This window comes from Micromonospora sp. CA-263727 (genome assembly GCF_050942455.1).
Taxonomy (GTDB): Bacteria; Actinomycetota; Actinomycetes; order Mycobacteriales; family Micromonosporaceae; genus Micromonospora.
Genome location: NZ_CP192031.1, coordinates 6,161,129 through 6,174,565 on the forward strand (window position 1 = coordinate 6,161,129; position 13,437 = coordinate 6,174,565).

The window sequence follows — 13,437 nt, forward strand, 5'->3', positions numbered from 1 at the left end:
GAAAGGCAGGCACCGTGACCAGAGACGCCGGCCGGCCCACGCCGGCCTCCGCCACCCCGCCCGGCGGGCACCTGCTCGACCTGCGCGACCTGCACATCGAGTTCCGCACCGGCGAGGGGGTGGCCAAGGTGATCAACGGGGTCAGCTACCACCTCGACCCGGGCGAGACGCTCGCCGTGCTGGGCGAATCCGGCTCGGGCAAGTCCGTCACCGCCCAGGCCATCATGGGCATCCTGGACACCCCGCCGGCCCACATCAGCGCCGGCCAGATCCTCTACCAGGGCCGGGATCTGCTGGGCCAGTCGGAGGAGCAGCGCCGGCAGGTGCGCGGCAAGGAGATCGCAATGATCTTCCAGGACGCCCTCTCCGCGCTGAACCCCGTCTTCCCGGTCGGCTGGCAGATCGGCGAGACGCTGCGTCAGCGACTCGGGATGTCCCGCGCCGACGCCCGCCGCCGTGCCGTGGAGTTGATGGACCTGGTGCAGATTCCGGGCGCGGGCAAGCGCCTCGGTGACTACCCGCACCAGTTCTCCGGCGGGATGCGCCAGCGCGTGATGATCGCCATGGCGCTGGCCATGGAGCCGAAGGTGCTCATCGCCGACGAGCCGACCACCGCGCTCGACGTCACCGTGCAGGCCCAGATCATGGACCTCCTCGCCGAGCTGCGGCGCGACCTGAACATGGCGATGATCCTGATCACCCACGACCTCGGCGTGGTCGCCGACGTCGCGGACCGGATCGCGGTCATGTACGCGGGTCGGATCGTCGAGCACGCCGACGTCCGCTCGCTGTACCGGGCGCCCGCCCACCCGTACACCAAGGGGCTGCTGGCCTCGATCCCGCGCCTGGACCAGCGGGGCGGGAAGCTGTCCACGATCCAGGGCCTGCCCCCCAACCTGATGCGGATTCCCAGCGGCTGCCCCTTCCACCCCCGGTGCCCGTACGCGCAGCAGGTCTGCGTGGACGTGGTGCCGCACGACCTGGTCCTCGGCGACGGCCGGACCAGCGCGTGCCACTTCGCGCAGGAGGTACGTGATGACCGCACCCGCTAGCTCCACCAAGGTGCGCGGCGAGACGATCCTCTCGGTCAACCACCTGGTCAAGCACTTCCCGATCATGCAGGGGGTGCTGTTCCAGAAGCAGGTCGGCGCGGTGAAGGCCGTCGACGGGGTGAGCTTCGAGCTGCGCCGGGGCGAGACGCTGGGCATCGTCGGCGAGTCCGGCTGCGGCAAGTCGACCCTGGCCCGGCTGCTGATGCGGCTGGAGAAGCCGACCGCCGGGCGGGCCACCCTCGGCGCGCAGGACCTCTTCGCCGCCTCGGGCGCGCAGCTACGTCGGATCCGGCGCAACATGCAGATGGTCATGCAGGACCCGTACACCTCGCTGAACCCGCGGATGACCGTCGGCGACATCATCGGCGAGCCGTTCGAGATCCACCCCGAGGTGGCCCCGAAGGGCAGCCGCCAGCGCCGGATCCAGGAACTGCTCGACGTGGTCGGGCTCAACCCGGAGCACGTCAACCGCTACCCGCACCAGTTCTCCGGCGGCCAGCGGCAGCGCATCGGCATCGCCCGGGCGCTCGCGCTGCGCCCCGAGGTGATCGTCTGCGACGAGCCGGTCTCCGCGCTGGACGTCTCCATCCAGGCTCAGGTGATCAACCTGCTGGAGCAGCTCCAGGACGAGTTCGGCCTGTCGTACATCTTCATCGCCCACGACCTGTCGGTGGTCCGGCACATCTCGGACCGGATCGCGGTCATGTACCTGGGCCGGATCGTGGAGATCGGCACCGAGGACGAGATCTACCAGCGGGCCACCCACCCGTACACCCAGGCGCTGCTCTCCGCCGCGCCGGTGCCCGACCCGGACGCCCGCGGGCACCGCGCCGTTATCCGGCTCACCGGCGACGTGCCCAGCCCGGCCGACCCGCCGAGCGGCTGCCACTTCCGCACCCGCTGCTGGAAGGCCCAGGACATCTGCGCCACCCAGGACCCGCAGACCGTCCTGCGGGCCGCCGACCCCCACCCCTCCGCCTGCCACTTCGCCGAGCTACGCCCCAGGCTGTAAGGAGGGGCCCCTTCTTAACGCCTCAGGTAGTAAAGGGGCCCCCTTTTAACACCTAGTGGAAGAAGTGGCGGGTGCCGGTGAGGTACATGGTGACGCCGGCCTGCTTGCAGGCAGCGATCACTTCCTCGTCGCGGATCGAGCCGCCGGGCTGGACGATCGCCCGGATGCCGGCGTCAACGAGGATCTGCGGCCCGTCGGCGAAGGGGAAGAAGGCGTCCGAGGCGGCGACCGCGTCCCGGGCCCGGTCAGCGCCGGCCCGGCTGACCGCCAGCCGGGCCGAGTCGACCCGGTTGACCTGGCCCATGCCGACGCCGACGGTCGCGCCGTCCGCCGCCAGCAGGATCGCGTTGCTCTTCACCGCGCGTACCGCCCGCCAGGCGAAGGCCAGGTCGGCGAGGGTGGCGGGGTCGGCCGCCTCGCCGGTGGCCAGCCGCCAGGTCGCCGGGTCGTCGCCCGGGGCGTCGATCGCGTCCCGCAGCTGCACCAGTACGCCGCCGGTGACCTGCCGCCACTCGGCCGGGCGTGGACGATACTCCGGCGCCCGCAGCAGCCGGATGTTCTTCTTGGCCTGGAGCGCCTCGGCTGCACCGGGCTCGTAGCCGGGCGCCACCACGACCTCGGTGAAGATCTCGGCGATCTGCCCGGCCAGCTCGACCGTGACCGGCCGGTTCACCGCGATGACGCCGCCGAAGGCGGAGACCGGGTCGCAGGCGTGCGCCTTGCGGTGCGCCTCCGCCACATCCGCGCCGACCGCGATACCGCACGGGTTGGCGTGCTTGATGATGGCCACCGCCGGCTGGCCGGCGAAGTCGTTGGCGGCCCGCCAGGCGGCGTCCGCGTCGACGTAGTTGTTGTAGGACATCTCCTTGCCGTGCAACTGCTCGGCCTGCGCCAGGCCGGGCGGGCTGGCCGGGTCGGCGTAGAGCGCGGCATCCTGGTGCGGGTTCTCGCCGTAGCGCAGCACCGCCTGCCGGCGCAGCGCCAGCCCGGCGAACTCCGGCCAGCCGTCGGCGGCCGGCGCGAGGGACGCGGCGAACCAGTCGGCGACCGCCACGTCGTACTCGGCGATGTCGGCGAAGGCGCGAGCGGCGAGGGCCTGACGCTGCGCCAGCGTGAAGCCACCGTCGAGCGCGGCCAGCAGCATCGGGTACGCGGCCGGGTCGGTCACCACCGCCACCGAGGCGTGGTTCTTGGCGGCGGCCCGCACCATCGCCGGCCCGCCGATGTCGATCTGCTCGACGCACTCGTCCTGGCTCGCCCCGGAGGCGACCGTCTGCTGGAACGGGTACAGGTTGGAGACCAGCAGGTCGATGCCGGCGATGCCGTGCTCGGCGAGCTGGCCGGCGTGGGCGTCCTTGCGCAGGTCGGCGAGGAGCCCGCCGTGGATCTTCGGGTGCAGGGTCTTCACCCGGCCGTCCAGGATCTCCGGGAAGCCGGTCACCTGCTCCACGGCGGTCACCGGCACGCCGGCGCCGGCGATCGTCGAGGCGGTGCTGCCGGTGGAAACGATCTCCACACCGGCGGCGTCCAGGGCGCGGGCCAGCTCGACCAGGCCGGTCTTGTCGTAGACGCTGACCAGTGCCCGCCGGATCGGGCGACGCCCGTCCTGAGTGGAACTCACGGAACTGTGACCTTTCTCCCGGTGACCGTCCAGCCTTCGCGGACCAGCCGGCCCACCTGCTCGACGAGTTGCTGCCGCTCGGCTTCCTTGATGCGCTCGGTGAGCGTGTCGACATCGTCGTCGTCGCGGACCGGCACCGCCACCTGCGCGACGATCGGGCCGGTGTCCATCCCGGCGTCCACGAAGAAGAGGGTCGCCCCGGTGATCTTCACCCCGTAGGCGAGGGCGTCATGCGGGCCGTGGATGCCGGGGAACGCCGGCAGCAGGGTGTTGTGCGTGTTGAGGTAGCGGTCGCCGAACGCGGCGAGGAAGTGCGGGCCGACCAGCTTCAGGAAGCCGGCGGAGATGACCAGGTCGGGCCGGTGCTCGGCGACCCGCGCGGTGAGCGCGGCGTCCCACTGCCCGCGGTCCGGATGGTCCTTCACCCGCTCCACGAAGGTCGGCACGCCCGCGGCGCCGGCCCGCTCCAGGCCGGCGATGCCGTCCCGGTCCGCGCCCACCGCGACCACCCGTGCCCCGTACGCCGGGTCGACGGTCGCGTCCAGCAGGGCCTGCAGGTTGCTCCCGGAGCCGGAGACGAGTACGACGATGCGGGCTGGCTCGGTCACCGGCACACCCTATCCGGCAGCAGGTCGACGCCGGTCCGGTGCCCACCCGCTGGACGGCACGCGGTTCGGCGACTGCCGGAGTCGCACGAACCGGGTACGCTGCCGGTCGCTTGGGACCGGCGCATACCCGGCCCCGCACCCATCAGCGAAACGTACGTGAGGAGCACAAAACCATGCAGCCCGACTTCCCGCCCCAGCAGCCCCAGCAGATCGACAACAACATGACAATGTCGATCGTCGCGATCTTCCTCTTCTGGCCGCTGGCGATCCCCGCGATCATCAACGCGTCGAAGGTCAACCCGCTGCTCCAGCAGGGCGACTTCGCCGGTGCCCAGGCCGCGGCGGCCGAGTCGAAGAAGTGGTCCAAGTGGGCCCTGATCGTCGGCATCGCCTGGATCGCCATCGTCCTGGTGTGCTGCGTGGGCGGCAGCCTGCTCGGCGCGCTCAGCAACAACACCGCGCTGAGCTACTGAGCCGGATGCAGCCCGGCAACCCTGGTCAGGACCCGTACGGCGAGCAACCGCCGTACGGGGACCCGACCGCTCCGCCTGCGGCCAACCCGTACGCGCCGCCTCCGGCCAACCCGTACGCCCCGCCACCGGCCAACCCGTACGCCCCGCCGGCAGATCCGTACGCACCGGCAGCCGATCCGTACGCACAAACGGCCGACCCGAACACGCCACCGGCTGACCCGTACGGCCAGCCGCCGCCCACCTCGGCGCAGCCGCACGCCCAGCCCCCGACGTACGACCAGCCGGCCTACGGGCAACCGGCATACGGACAGCCAACGTACGGACAGCCGGCCTACGGGCAGCCACCGACGTCGGGCCAGCCGTACGGCCAGCCCTACCCGGACCCGTACGCCCCGGCGCAGCCATACGGCGGCACGCCGATGTACCCGAACGCGGGCTTCACCGGCGCGCCGGCACCGCAGAACACGCTTGCCCTGGTGGCAATGATCCTCGGGATCGCGTCGATCCCGCTGGGCTGCTGCCACCTCGGCATCCCGCTGGGTGTGGCCGCGGTCATCACCGGCTGGCTGGGCAAGCAGAAGGCCGACCAGGGCCTCGCCGGCAACTCCGGTCAGGCGCTGGCGGGCCTGATCTGCGGCGCGATCGGCGCGCTGCTGGGCCTGCTCTACCTCGTGCTGCTGGTGGTGAGCAGCCAGTACCCCTGAGCAAGGCCGGCACGAGGGGCGTTCCCGGAGCACCGGGACGCCCCTCGACCATTCGCGAGACCGTTCGCGAGACCTGTCGGGAAATCGCGCGGGCCCCCGATGTTCTCTCAGCGGGGCAGGCCGATCAGGTCGGCCATCCGGCGCAGCTGGTGGTCGAAGAACTCCTCCCGCGCCTCGACCACGCCGTTGAGCTGGCCGAAAAGCTCGAAGCTGACGGCGCCGAAGCAGTGGATCCAGGCGGTGGCGCCCCGGGCCAGCAGGGCCTCGGGGAGCCCGGCGAACTCGGGGTGCCCGGCGAAGAGTTCGCGGAGGGCGGCGAGGTCGGCCTGGACCGGGCCGGGCAGTCCATCGGGGCCGGGATCGGTCAGGATGCCGGCGGCGAAGCCCTCGATGAGGATGCCGATCAGGGCCGTCGGGGTTCGGGCAGCCGCCACGGTGGTCTCCTGCGGGGCGGCGTAGCCGGGCACCGGGCTGCCGAAGAGCAGGGCGTACTCGGCGGGGTGGGCCAGCGCCCAGCGGCGTATGGCGTGGCAGACGGCGAGCCACCGACCGCGCAGGTCGGCGCGGTCGGTGACCTGCGCGTCGCCGGCCTCGACGGCGTCGCCGAGGGCGTGGTAGCCGTCCACGATCAGCGCGGTGAGCAGTTCGTCCCGGCTGGGGAAGTAGCGGTAGATCGCCGAGGAGACCATTCCCATGTCCCGGGCGACGGCGCGCAGCGAGAGGTTCGCCCCCTCCGCGGCGAGGTGGCGGCGGGCGATCGCCTTGATCTCGTTGATCATCTCGGCCCGGGCCCGGGCCCGGATGCTGGCGGCAGGCATGCCAGAGAGTGTTGCACACCTTCGAGAGCAGTGCTCTTGACAGCACGGCACCGGAGGGTGAGCATAGATCTCATAAGAGAGCGATGCTCTCGCCTCTGAGGGGAGACAACTCCGATGGCCGTACACCTCATCGTCGGCGCCGGCATGGTCGGCTCGACCACCGCGCGACTGCTCGCCGAGCGCGGCGAGCAGGTCCGGATCGTCAGCCGCTCCGGCCGCGGCCCGGCTCACCCCCGGGTCGAGCGGATCGCCGCCGACGCCACCGACGCCGACCGGCTCAGCGAACTCGGCCAGGGCACCGCCGCGATCTACAACTGCCTCAACCCGGCCTACCACCGCTGGCTCACCGACTGGCCGCCGATGGCCACCGCGCTGCTCACCGCCGCCGAGCGCGCCGGCGCGCCCCTGGTGATCGCCGGCTGCCTCTACGGGTACGGCGAGGTCACCGGCCCGATGACCGAGCAGAACCCGCTCGCCGCCACCCACCCCAAGCTGAAGATGCGCGCCGACATGTGGCGCGACGCTTACGCCGCGCAGCGCGCCGGCCGGATCCGCGCCGTCACCGAGGTACGCGGCAGCGACTACCTCCAGGCGCAATCGATCTTCAGCTTCTTCCTGGGAAAGCCGCTGCTCGCCGGGCGGCGCGCCGTCGTCCCCGCCCCGCTCGACGTGCCGCACACCTGGACCTCGATCAACGACATGGCCGCCATGCTGGTCACCGCCGCCACCGAGCAGCGGGCGTGGAACCGCGCCTGGCACGCGCCGAGCAACGCGCCGCTGACCATCCGGCAGCTCGCCACCCGCTTCACCGCAGCGAACGGAGCACCAGCGCCGAAGCTCGCCACCGTTCCCCGCCCGATCCTCCGCGCCATCCGCCCGCTCATCCCGATGCTGCGCGAGTTCCGGACCACGGCGTACCAGTTCGAGCGGCCGTTCGTGATGGACTCCAGGGCGGCCACCAGCACCTTCGACCTGCGTCCCCAACCGATCGACGAGGCGCTGCGCGAGACGGCCGCGCTACTCGGCCAGGGCAGCGCTCCGGAAGCCGCGGTCAGCCGGCAAGCTGGGTGAGCCAGCGGGTGGCCGCGGCGCCGAGCAGCGCCCCACCGCTGGTGACCAGGGTGGCCACCAGCGCCACCTGCCAGCCGACCGGGCCGACCTCCGCCAGCCGACCGGCGCCCAGCGGGCCACCGGAGGCCGCCGCGGCGACGCCCAGCAACAGCCCGGCGACCGGCCCGGCGAGCACCGCCGGGGCGAGCAACTGTCGCCAGGGCAGTGGCGTCCGCTCGGCGGCGGCCACCCCGCCCAGCCGGCGGGCGAGCAGCCAGCCGGCGGCCATCCCCACCAGGACCGGCACCGCCAGGACCGCCGCCGAGCCGAGCCCGTCGATCGGCCCGCTCGGCAGCCCGGCGAAGAGCGGTAGGGCCGGCAGCGCGCCGACGGAGACCTCGCTGGTGCGTACCGCCGTGTCGGTGCCGACGGCGAAGCCGGGGCCGAGTAGATAGCTGGTCGACCAGACGGTGGCGTTGGGCGCGTAGGCCAGGCTGACCAGGGTGATGCCGGCCTGTCCGGCGACCCCGGTGCGGTACGCGCCGATCAGGTCGGCCGCGTCGCCACCGCCGGTCGCCACCGCCAGTCCCGCCACGGCCGCCCCCGCGCCGAGCAGCACCAGCCCGGCCACCACGCCGGCCCGGACCCCTTCGCGCAGCGGCACCGGCGCCTGTGTGGTGAACACCTCGCCCAGTCCGGTGGTACGGGCCGCGCCCACGCCGGCGGCGAGCGTGCCGACGACGGCGAGCGTCAGCCCGGCGCGCACCGGCGACACGCCGGGACCACCGGCCCCGACCAGCAGCGCGGCGAGCACGCCCAGCAGGGCGTACACGATGCCGACCGCGGTGGCGGCGACGAGCGTACGCCCCGGCGACCGGCTGCCCCGGGCACCGATCGCGCGGCTGGCGTGCACGCCGGCCCGGGTGAGCCGCCAGATGGCCAGCGCCGTCACCGCGAGCGGGGCCAGGCCCAGCGGGCCGGCGGCGGTGGCCAGTGGCACCCCGTGCCCGAGCAGCCAACCGGCCGCCCCGGCACGTACGGCGCCGAGCAGGCTGGCGGCACCCTCGCTGAGCTGGAACAGCCAGAGCACGAACGCCACGGGCAGCCAGGAGGTGAGCGCGGCGCCACCGGCGGCGACCAGCGCGGCGACCGCGAGCGGCGGATGGCTGCGGTTCGGCGTCCCGGCCCGCGGCACCGGTGCCCGGCGCGGCGGGCCGGCACGGCCGGGTGGCCGGGCGCCCGCGCCGCGGGCATCGGTGGCCCGGCGAGGCTGGTCAGGGGTGACAAAGGACATCGGCTCTACTCTGGCATGCCGCGTCGCCGTCGGCTCTCCGACACCACCGTGCCCGGCCGCCCCACGGAGAGGAGATGTTTTCGCGATTCCCGGTGCGCCCGCATTTGTCCCGGCCTAGCCTCGGCACAGGGCCGCGTCCACGTCGCGGCAGCAAGCGCCGGGAGGGCAGCCGTGAACGCTCCTTATCCACCGCCTCCGCCGGCACCCGCCGGCCGGGACCGCAGCACCCTCTGGGGTGTGCTGGGCATCGTGACCGGCCTGCTCTGCTGCGGCATCCTCGGCATCGTCTTCGGCTGGCTGTCGATGCGCGACGCGAAGCGGTACGGCAAGTCACCGGTGCTCGGCTACGTGGCCATCGCCCTCGGCGTGCTCAACATCGTGGTCAGCCTGATCCTGCGCTCCACCGGGAACTACCCGTACTGGAACCGCTGAGACTGAGGGGCCGACCTTCCGGTCGGCCCCTCAGCGGCTTTCGGCGTCCGTTCAGCCGGCGGACATGATCTCCCGCATCAGCTTGGCGGTCTCGGTCGGCGTCTTGCCGACCTTGACACCGACCGCCTCCAGCGCCGCCTTCTTCGCGTCGGCGGTGCCCGCCGAGCCCGAGATGATCGCGCCAGCGTGTCCCATGGTCTTGCCGGGCGGCGCGGTGAAGCCGGCGATGTAGCCGACCACCGGCTTGGTGACGTTGGCCTTGATGAACTCCGCGGCCCGCTCCTCGGCGTCGCCGCCGATCTCACCGATCATGACGATGGCGTCGGTGTCCGGGTCGGCCTCGAACGCGGCCAGCGCGTCGATGTGGGTGGTCCCGATGATCGGGTCACCGCCGATGCCGACACAGGTCGAGAAGCCGATGTCACGCAGCTCGTACATCATCTGGTAGGTCAGCGTGCCGCTCTTGCTGACCAGGCCGATCCGGCCGGTGCCGGTGATGTCGGCCGGGATGATGCCGGCGTTGGAGGCGCCCGGCGAGGCGATGCCGGGACAGTTCGGCCCGACGATCCGGGTCCGCTCCCCCTTCGCCACGTTGTACGCCCAGAAGGCGGCGGTGTCGTGCACCGGCACCCCCTCGGTGATCACCACGGCCAGCGGGATCTCGGCGTCGATCGCCTCGATGACCGCGCCCTTGGTGAACTGCGGCGGCACGAAGATGACCGTGACGTCCGCGCCGGTGTCCTTCATCGCGTCCGCGACGCTGGCGAAGACCGGCAGCTCGCTGCCGTCGAAGTCGACCGTGGTGCCCGCCTTGCGCGGGTTCACGCCGCCCACCACGTTGGTGCCGGCGGCGAGCATCCGCCGGGTGTGCTTGGAACCCTCGGAACCGGTCATCCCCTGGACGATGACCTTCGAGTCCTTGGTGAGCCAGATAGCCATCGTCAGACCCCCGCAGCTGCCAGCTCGGCGGCCCGCTCGGCCGCGCCGTCCATGGTGTCGACCCGCTCGATCAGCGGGTTGTTCGCGCCGTCCAGGATCGCCCGTCCGGCCTCCGCGTTGTTGCCGTCGAGTCGGACGACGAGCGGCTTGCTGACCTGCTCGCCCCGCTGCTCCAGCAGCGCCAGCGCCTGCACGATGCCGTTGGCGACCGCGTCGCAGGCGGTGATGCCGCCGAAGACGTTGACGAAGACGCTCTTGACCGACGGGTCGGAGAGCACGATCTCCAGACCGTTGGCCATCACCGCGGCGCTCGCGCCACCGCCGATGTCGAGGAAGTTGGCCGGCTTGACGTTGCCGTGCCGCTCCCCGGCGTACGCGACCACGTCGAGCGTGGACATGACCAGGCCCGCGCCGTTGCCGATGATGCCGACCTCGCCGTCGAGCTTGACGTAGTTGAGGTCCTTCTCCTTGGCGGCCTGCTCCAGCGGGTCCACGGTCGCCTGGTCGACCAGGGCCTCGTGGTCCGGGTGCCGGAAGCCGGCGTTCTCGTCCAGCGAGATCTTGGCGTCCAGCAGCAGCAGCTTGCCGTCCTTGGTCTTGGCCAGCGGGTTCACCTCGACCAGGGTGGCGTCCTCGGCGACGAACGCCCGCCACAGCCCCACCGCGATGTCGACCACCTGGTCGGCGACCTCGGCCGGGAAGCCCGCGGCCTCGACGATCTCCCGCGCCTGGGCCTCGTCCACGCCCTTGACGGCGTCGATCGGGGCCTTGACGACCTTCTCCGGGGTCTCGGCGGCGACCTGCTCGATGTCCATGCCGCCGGCCACGCTGGCGATGCAGAGGAAGGTGCGGTTCGCCCGGTCGAGCAGGTACGAGAAGTAGTACTCCTCGGCCACGTCCGCGGTCACCGTGATCATGACCTTGTGGACCGTGTGACCCTTGATGTCCATGCCGAGGATGTCGGTGGCCCGGGCCACCGTCTCCTCCGCGCCCTCGGCGAGCTTGACGCCGCCGGCCTTGCCTCGCCCGCCGACCTTCACCTGCGCCTTGACGACCACCCGGCCGCCGAGGCGCTCGGCGATCGCGCGGGCCTCCTCCGGGGTCGTCGCGACGCCGCCGGCGAGCACGGGCAGGCCGTGCCGCTCGAACAGGTCCCGCCCCTGGTATTCGTACAGGTCCACGATTGCGCGTCCCGTCCCGTCTCCGCGGCGCACCGTCGCGCCGCCACCAGCGTATGGAAAGAAAACAGTGCGATGCCTGACATCAGTTGAAGTTGACGCAGGCCGTCGAACCCTTCACCACCTGCACCGCGCGGTGCTCGCGCCCCGCGTCCGCCCTCGCGACCCGACGGGCCGCGAGCGGAGGTGGTAGAGGGTTCATTGGGCGCAGCCTAGCGATGCCGGCACGGCGGGCAACCGAGCGGGCGCGCGGTGTGCGGTAATCCACAGCCGCGGCCGACGCTGCGTCACCGACCCGCCGCGCACCGGGCCGGTGTCACCCGTTCGGGCGATCTCGCCGTGCCGGCCCTGGAGTTCCGCGGTCGTGCGTAACCCCGCCGGAGGGACGTCGTTGAGTCAGATGTCGGAACGCTGGAGCGCGCGAAGACACAGGAACGGCCGATGCCCTGTCGGTCGAGGGGTGGCGGCGGGGCATCGTGCATAGAGGGGCCGGACGTGTGAGGGGTGCGTCCGGCCCCTCCCCCTGTGTCCCCAGGCACCGCCTGTCCCCAGACACCCGCCTGCCCCCTGGCGCTGCCGGCCGGCGGCCCGCTGTCCGCGTGGGTTGTCCGCGTGTGGCGGTCAGCCCACCGGCTGAGCGACGTTCTCCCGGACCCACTCCACGATGGACTGCGTGGTCGCACCCGGCGTGAAGATCTTGGCCACCCCGAGCTGCTCCAGCTCCGGAATGTCGCCGTCCGGGATGATGCCCCCGCCGAAGACCACGATGTCCCGGGCGTCGCGCTCGTCGAGCAGTTCGAGCACCCGACGGAAGAGCGTCATGTGCGCCCCGGAGAGCACCGAGAGGCCGACCGCGTCGGCGTCCTCCTGGATCGCGGTCTCCACGATCTGCTCCGGTGTCTGGTGCAGCCCGGTGTAGATGACCTCCATGCCGGCGTCCCGGAGGGCGCGGGCCACCACCTTCGCGCCCCGGTCGTGGCCATCCAGGCCCGGCTTGGCGACGACGACCCGAACACGAGAGCTCATCTGCGCATCCCTTTCACCGACTCCGCGGCATTCACCTGAACGAACGGTAACCCGCCCGACCAGGGCCGGGGAACCGGGGCCGGCGGAACCCACCGCCACCGCGACCTCACGCAATGGCGTAATCGTGCGGGCGGCGTCAAGGAGGACGACTCAGCCGATCGGTCACGGTACGCGACGAACGGACGATAACGAGGGCAGCTCTCCAGGGCCGCGAGGCATGACAATAATGGACGGATTGGGACAGAACGTGGCAACGAGTTCGGCGCTTCGGCTTGTGACTCGACTGACGGTTGGCTACCGTGTCCACGGTTGTCATCAGGTCTACGGACGGGTGACGACGCGAGCAGCCGACGTTCGGTCCCAATCCGGACGACGGTCAGACCGCATCGGAACCCCGACAACGGAGGGTATGCGTGCGCCAGCGCCTGTCGTCTGAGCCGGATCGATATCGCGGCCGCCGCCGCGTACCCACCCCTCCACGTAGCCGCTACGCCGCAGTCGTCACCACCGCCTTCGTCGGTGCCGGCGTGGTCGCGCTGGGCGCCGGCGCCCTGCCGGACGCCAAGAGCGTCAGCCCGACGGTGCTCGACGAGCTGAAGCAGGCGTCGATCAGCAGCCAGGGCGTCGCGGATCGCGCCGACGCCGCCGAGCGGACTTCCCGCGACAGCCGCGGCGGCGCGGAGAGCGCGACCGACAACGGAGTCTGGCTGCTGCCCCTACAGGGCTACGACTTCAACTTCCCGTACGGGATGCGCTGGGGCAAGCTGCACACCGGCATCGACCTGGTCGCCCCGGAGGGCACCCCGTACGTCGCGATCCACGAGGGCACGGTCACCAAGGCCGGCTGGTTCGGCGGGTACGGCTACGCCGTCATCGTGCAGCACGCCGACGGCAGCGAGGCGATCTACGGCCACTCCTCCGCGCTCAGCGTCCGCGAGGGCCAGCAGGTCAAGGCCGGCGACCAACTCGGCCTGGTCGGCAACACCGGCCACTCGTACGGCTCCCACCTGCACCTGGAGATCCATGTCAAGGGCGAGCCCCTCGACCCGGTGCCGTGGTTGCAGGACCGCGGAGTGGACATCAAGCTACAAGTCGAGGCAATCTACAGCGAGGTAGCGGAGTCCTGACGCCGCGTAAGGCCCGTTGACCGCCCGGATCGATCGATCCGGGCGGTTTTGCTTGCCGCACCGTCCAGAAAAGTATCCCAGCTCACAGCAGAGACTGTGACCG

Annotated in this window: 14 protein-coding genes; 7 read left to right on the forward strand and 7 right to left on the reverse strand. The window is 71.9% G+C overall.

Going from position 1 to position 13,437, the window contains the following annotated elements:
• The first annotated feature begins 14 nt into the window (after window positions 1-14).
• Window positions 15-1,052 (forward strand): ABC transporter ATP-binding protein, encoded by a 1,038-nt coding sequence (locus tag ACQPYA_RS26945; RefSeq protein WP_433529846.1) that lies wholly within the window; start codon window positions 15-17, stop codon window positions 1,050-1,052.
• Window positions 1,036-2,064, forward strand: coding sequence for an ABC transporter ATP-binding protein (locus ACQPYA_RS26950; protein ID WP_433529847.1), 1,029 nt, complete (start codon window positions 1,036-1,038; stop codon window positions 2,062-2,064). The genes ACQPYA_RS26945 and ACQPYA_RS26950 overlap by 17 nt, the downstream gene beginning before the upstream one ends.
• A 52-nt stretch (window positions 2,065-2,116) precedes the next feature.
• Here the strand turns inward: ACQPYA_RS26950 and purH are convergent, their stop codons facing one another.
• Together purH and purN are read right to left on the reverse strand one after the other, a co-directional pair.
• The gene (gene purH, locus ACQPYA_RS26955; protein ID WP_433529848.1) at window positions 2,117-3,685 is read right to left on the reverse strand and encodes a bifunctional phosphoribosylaminoimidazolecarboxamide formyltransferase/IMP cyclohydrolase; all 1,569 of its coding nucleotides are present in this window, start codon (window positions 3,683-3,685) and stop codon (window positions 2,117-2,119) included.
• Complete coding sequence (gene purN, locus ACQPYA_RS26960) at window positions 3,682-4,293, reverse strand: phosphoribosylglycinamide formyltransferase (RefSeq protein ID WP_433529849.1); 612 nt, start codon at window positions 4,291-4,293, stop codon at window positions 3,682-3,684. The genes purH and purN overlap by 4 nt, the downstream gene beginning before the upstream one ends.
• A 173-nt stretch (window positions 4,294-4,466) precedes the next feature.
• Here purN and ACQPYA_RS26965 point away from each other — a divergent pair, with 173 nt between their 5' ends.
• Entirely contained in the window at window positions 4,467-4,766 is a 300-nt protein-coding gene (locus ACQPYA_RS26965; RefSeq protein ID WP_433529850.1) for a CD225/dispanin family protein, read from the forward strand.
• A 5-nt stretch (window positions 4,767-4,771) separates the two neighbouring features.
• Entirely contained in the window at window positions 4,772-5,470 is a 699-nt protein-coding gene (locus ACQPYA_RS26970) for a DUF4190 domain-containing protein (protein WP_433529851.1), read from the forward strand.
• Between the two features lie 107 nt (window positions 5,471-5,577).
• Here ACQPYA_RS26970 and ACQPYA_RS26975 read toward each other — a convergent pair whose 3' ends face one another.
• On the reverse strand, window positions 5,578-6,288 hold the full coding sequence (locus tag ACQPYA_RS26975; RefSeq protein WP_433529852.1) for a TetR/AcrR family transcriptional regulator: 711 nt from the start codon (window positions 6,286-6,288) through the stop codon (window positions 5,578-5,580).
• A gap of 114 nt (window positions 6,289-6,402) precedes the next feature.
• Here ACQPYA_RS26975 and ACQPYA_RS26980 point away from each other — a divergent pair, with 114 nt between their 5' ends.
• Window positions 6,403-7,359: an NAD-dependent epimerase/dehydratase family protein gene (locus ACQPYA_RS26980; protein ID WP_433529853.1), complete on the forward strand. Its 957-nt coding sequence runs from the start codon at window positions 6,403-6,405 to the stop codon at window positions 7,357-7,359.
• Here ACQPYA_RS26980 and ACQPYA_RS26985 read toward each other — a convergent pair.
• Entirely contained in the window at window positions 7,340-8,632 is a 1,293-nt protein-coding gene (locus ACQPYA_RS26985; RefSeq protein WP_433529854.1) for a cell division protein PerM, read from the reverse strand. The genes ACQPYA_RS26980 and ACQPYA_RS26985 overlap by 20 nt on opposite strands.
• Window positions 8,633-8,803: 171 nt before the next feature.
• On the opposite strand from ACQPYA_RS26985, the gene ACQPYA_RS26990 reads away from it, so the two are divergent.
• Window positions 8,804-9,064, forward strand: a complete 261-nt coding sequence (locus ACQPYA_RS26990; RefSeq protein WP_433529855.1) for a DUF4190 domain-containing protein — start codon at window positions 8,804-8,806, stop codon at window positions 9,062-9,064.
• Window positions 9,065-9,115: 51 nt separating this feature from the next.
• Here ACQPYA_RS26990 and sucD read toward each other — a convergent pair whose 3' ends face one another.
• The 3 genes from sucD to ACQPYA_RS27005 all read right to left on the reverse strand — a co-directional run bounded on the left by sucD (window position 9,116) and on the right by ACQPYA_RS27005 (window position 12,207).
• Window positions 9,116-10,003 carry a succinate--CoA ligase subunit alpha gene (gene sucD, locus ACQPYA_RS26995; RefSeq protein ID WP_433529856.1) on the reverse strand — a complete coding sequence of 296 codons (888 nt, stop codon included), beginning with the start codon at window positions 10,001-10,003 and terminating at the stop codon, window positions 9,116-9,118.
• Window positions 10,004-10,005: 2 nt separating this feature from the next.
• Window positions 10,006-11,184 carry an ADP-forming succinate--CoA ligase subunit beta gene (sucC, locus tag ACQPYA_RS27000; protein ID WP_433529857.1) on the reverse strand — a complete coding sequence of 393 codons (1,179 nt, stop codon included), beginning with the start codon at window positions 11,182-11,184 and terminating at the stop codon, window positions 10,006-10,008.
• A gap of 618 nt (window positions 11,185-11,802) precedes the next feature.
• Window positions 11,803-12,207: a cobalamin B12-binding domain-containing protein gene (locus ACQPYA_RS27005; protein ID WP_433529858.1), complete on the reverse strand. Its 405-nt coding sequence runs from the start codon at window positions 12,205-12,207 to the stop codon at window positions 11,803-11,805.
• 413 nt (window positions 12,208-12,620) lie between these two features.
• On the opposite strand from ACQPYA_RS27005, the gene ACQPYA_RS27010 reads away from it, so the two are divergent.
• Entirely contained in the window at window positions 12,621-13,334 is a 714-nt protein-coding gene (locus ACQPYA_RS27010; protein WP_433529859.1) for a M23 family metallopeptidase, read from the forward strand.
• Window positions 13,335-13,437: the final 103 nt, after the last annotated feature.

Excerpts from the sequence above, each read along its gene's own strand:
- ACQPYA_RS26980 (WP_433529853.1), top strand. The coding sequence starts at position 6,403 with ATGGCCGTACACCTCATCGTCGGCGCCGGCATGGTCGGCTCGACCACC.
- ACQPYA_RS26975 (WP_433529852.1), bottom strand. The coding sequence starts at position 6,288 with ATGCCTGCCGCCAGCATCCGGGCCCGGGCCCGGGCCGAGATGATCAAC.
- sucD (WP_433529856.1), bottom strand. The coding sequence starts at position 10,003 with ATGGCTATCTGGCTCACCAAGGACTCGAAGGTCATCGTCCAGGGGATG.
- ACQPYA_RS26985 (WP_433529854.1), bottom strand. The coding sequence starts at position 8,632 with ATGTCCTTTGTCACCCCTGACCAGCCTCGCCGGGCCACCGATGCCCGC.
- ACQPYA_RS26965 (WP_433529850.1), top strand. The coding sequence starts at position 4,467 with ATGCAGCCCGACTTCCCGCCCCAGCAGCCCCAGCAGATCGACAACAAC.
- ACQPYA_RS26970 (WP_433529851.1), top strand. The coding sequence starts at position 4,772 with ATGCAGCCCGGCAACCCTGGTCAGGACCCGTACGGCGAGCAACCGCCG.
- ACQPYA_RS27005 (WP_433529858.1), bottom strand. The coding sequence starts at position 12,207 with ATGAGCTCTCGTGTTCGGGTCGTCGTCGCCAAGCCGGGCCTGGATGGC.
- ACQPYA_RS26950 (WP_433529847.1), top strand. The coding sequence starts at position 1,036 with ATGACCGCACCCGCTAGCTCCACCAAGGTGCGCGGCGAGACGATCCTC.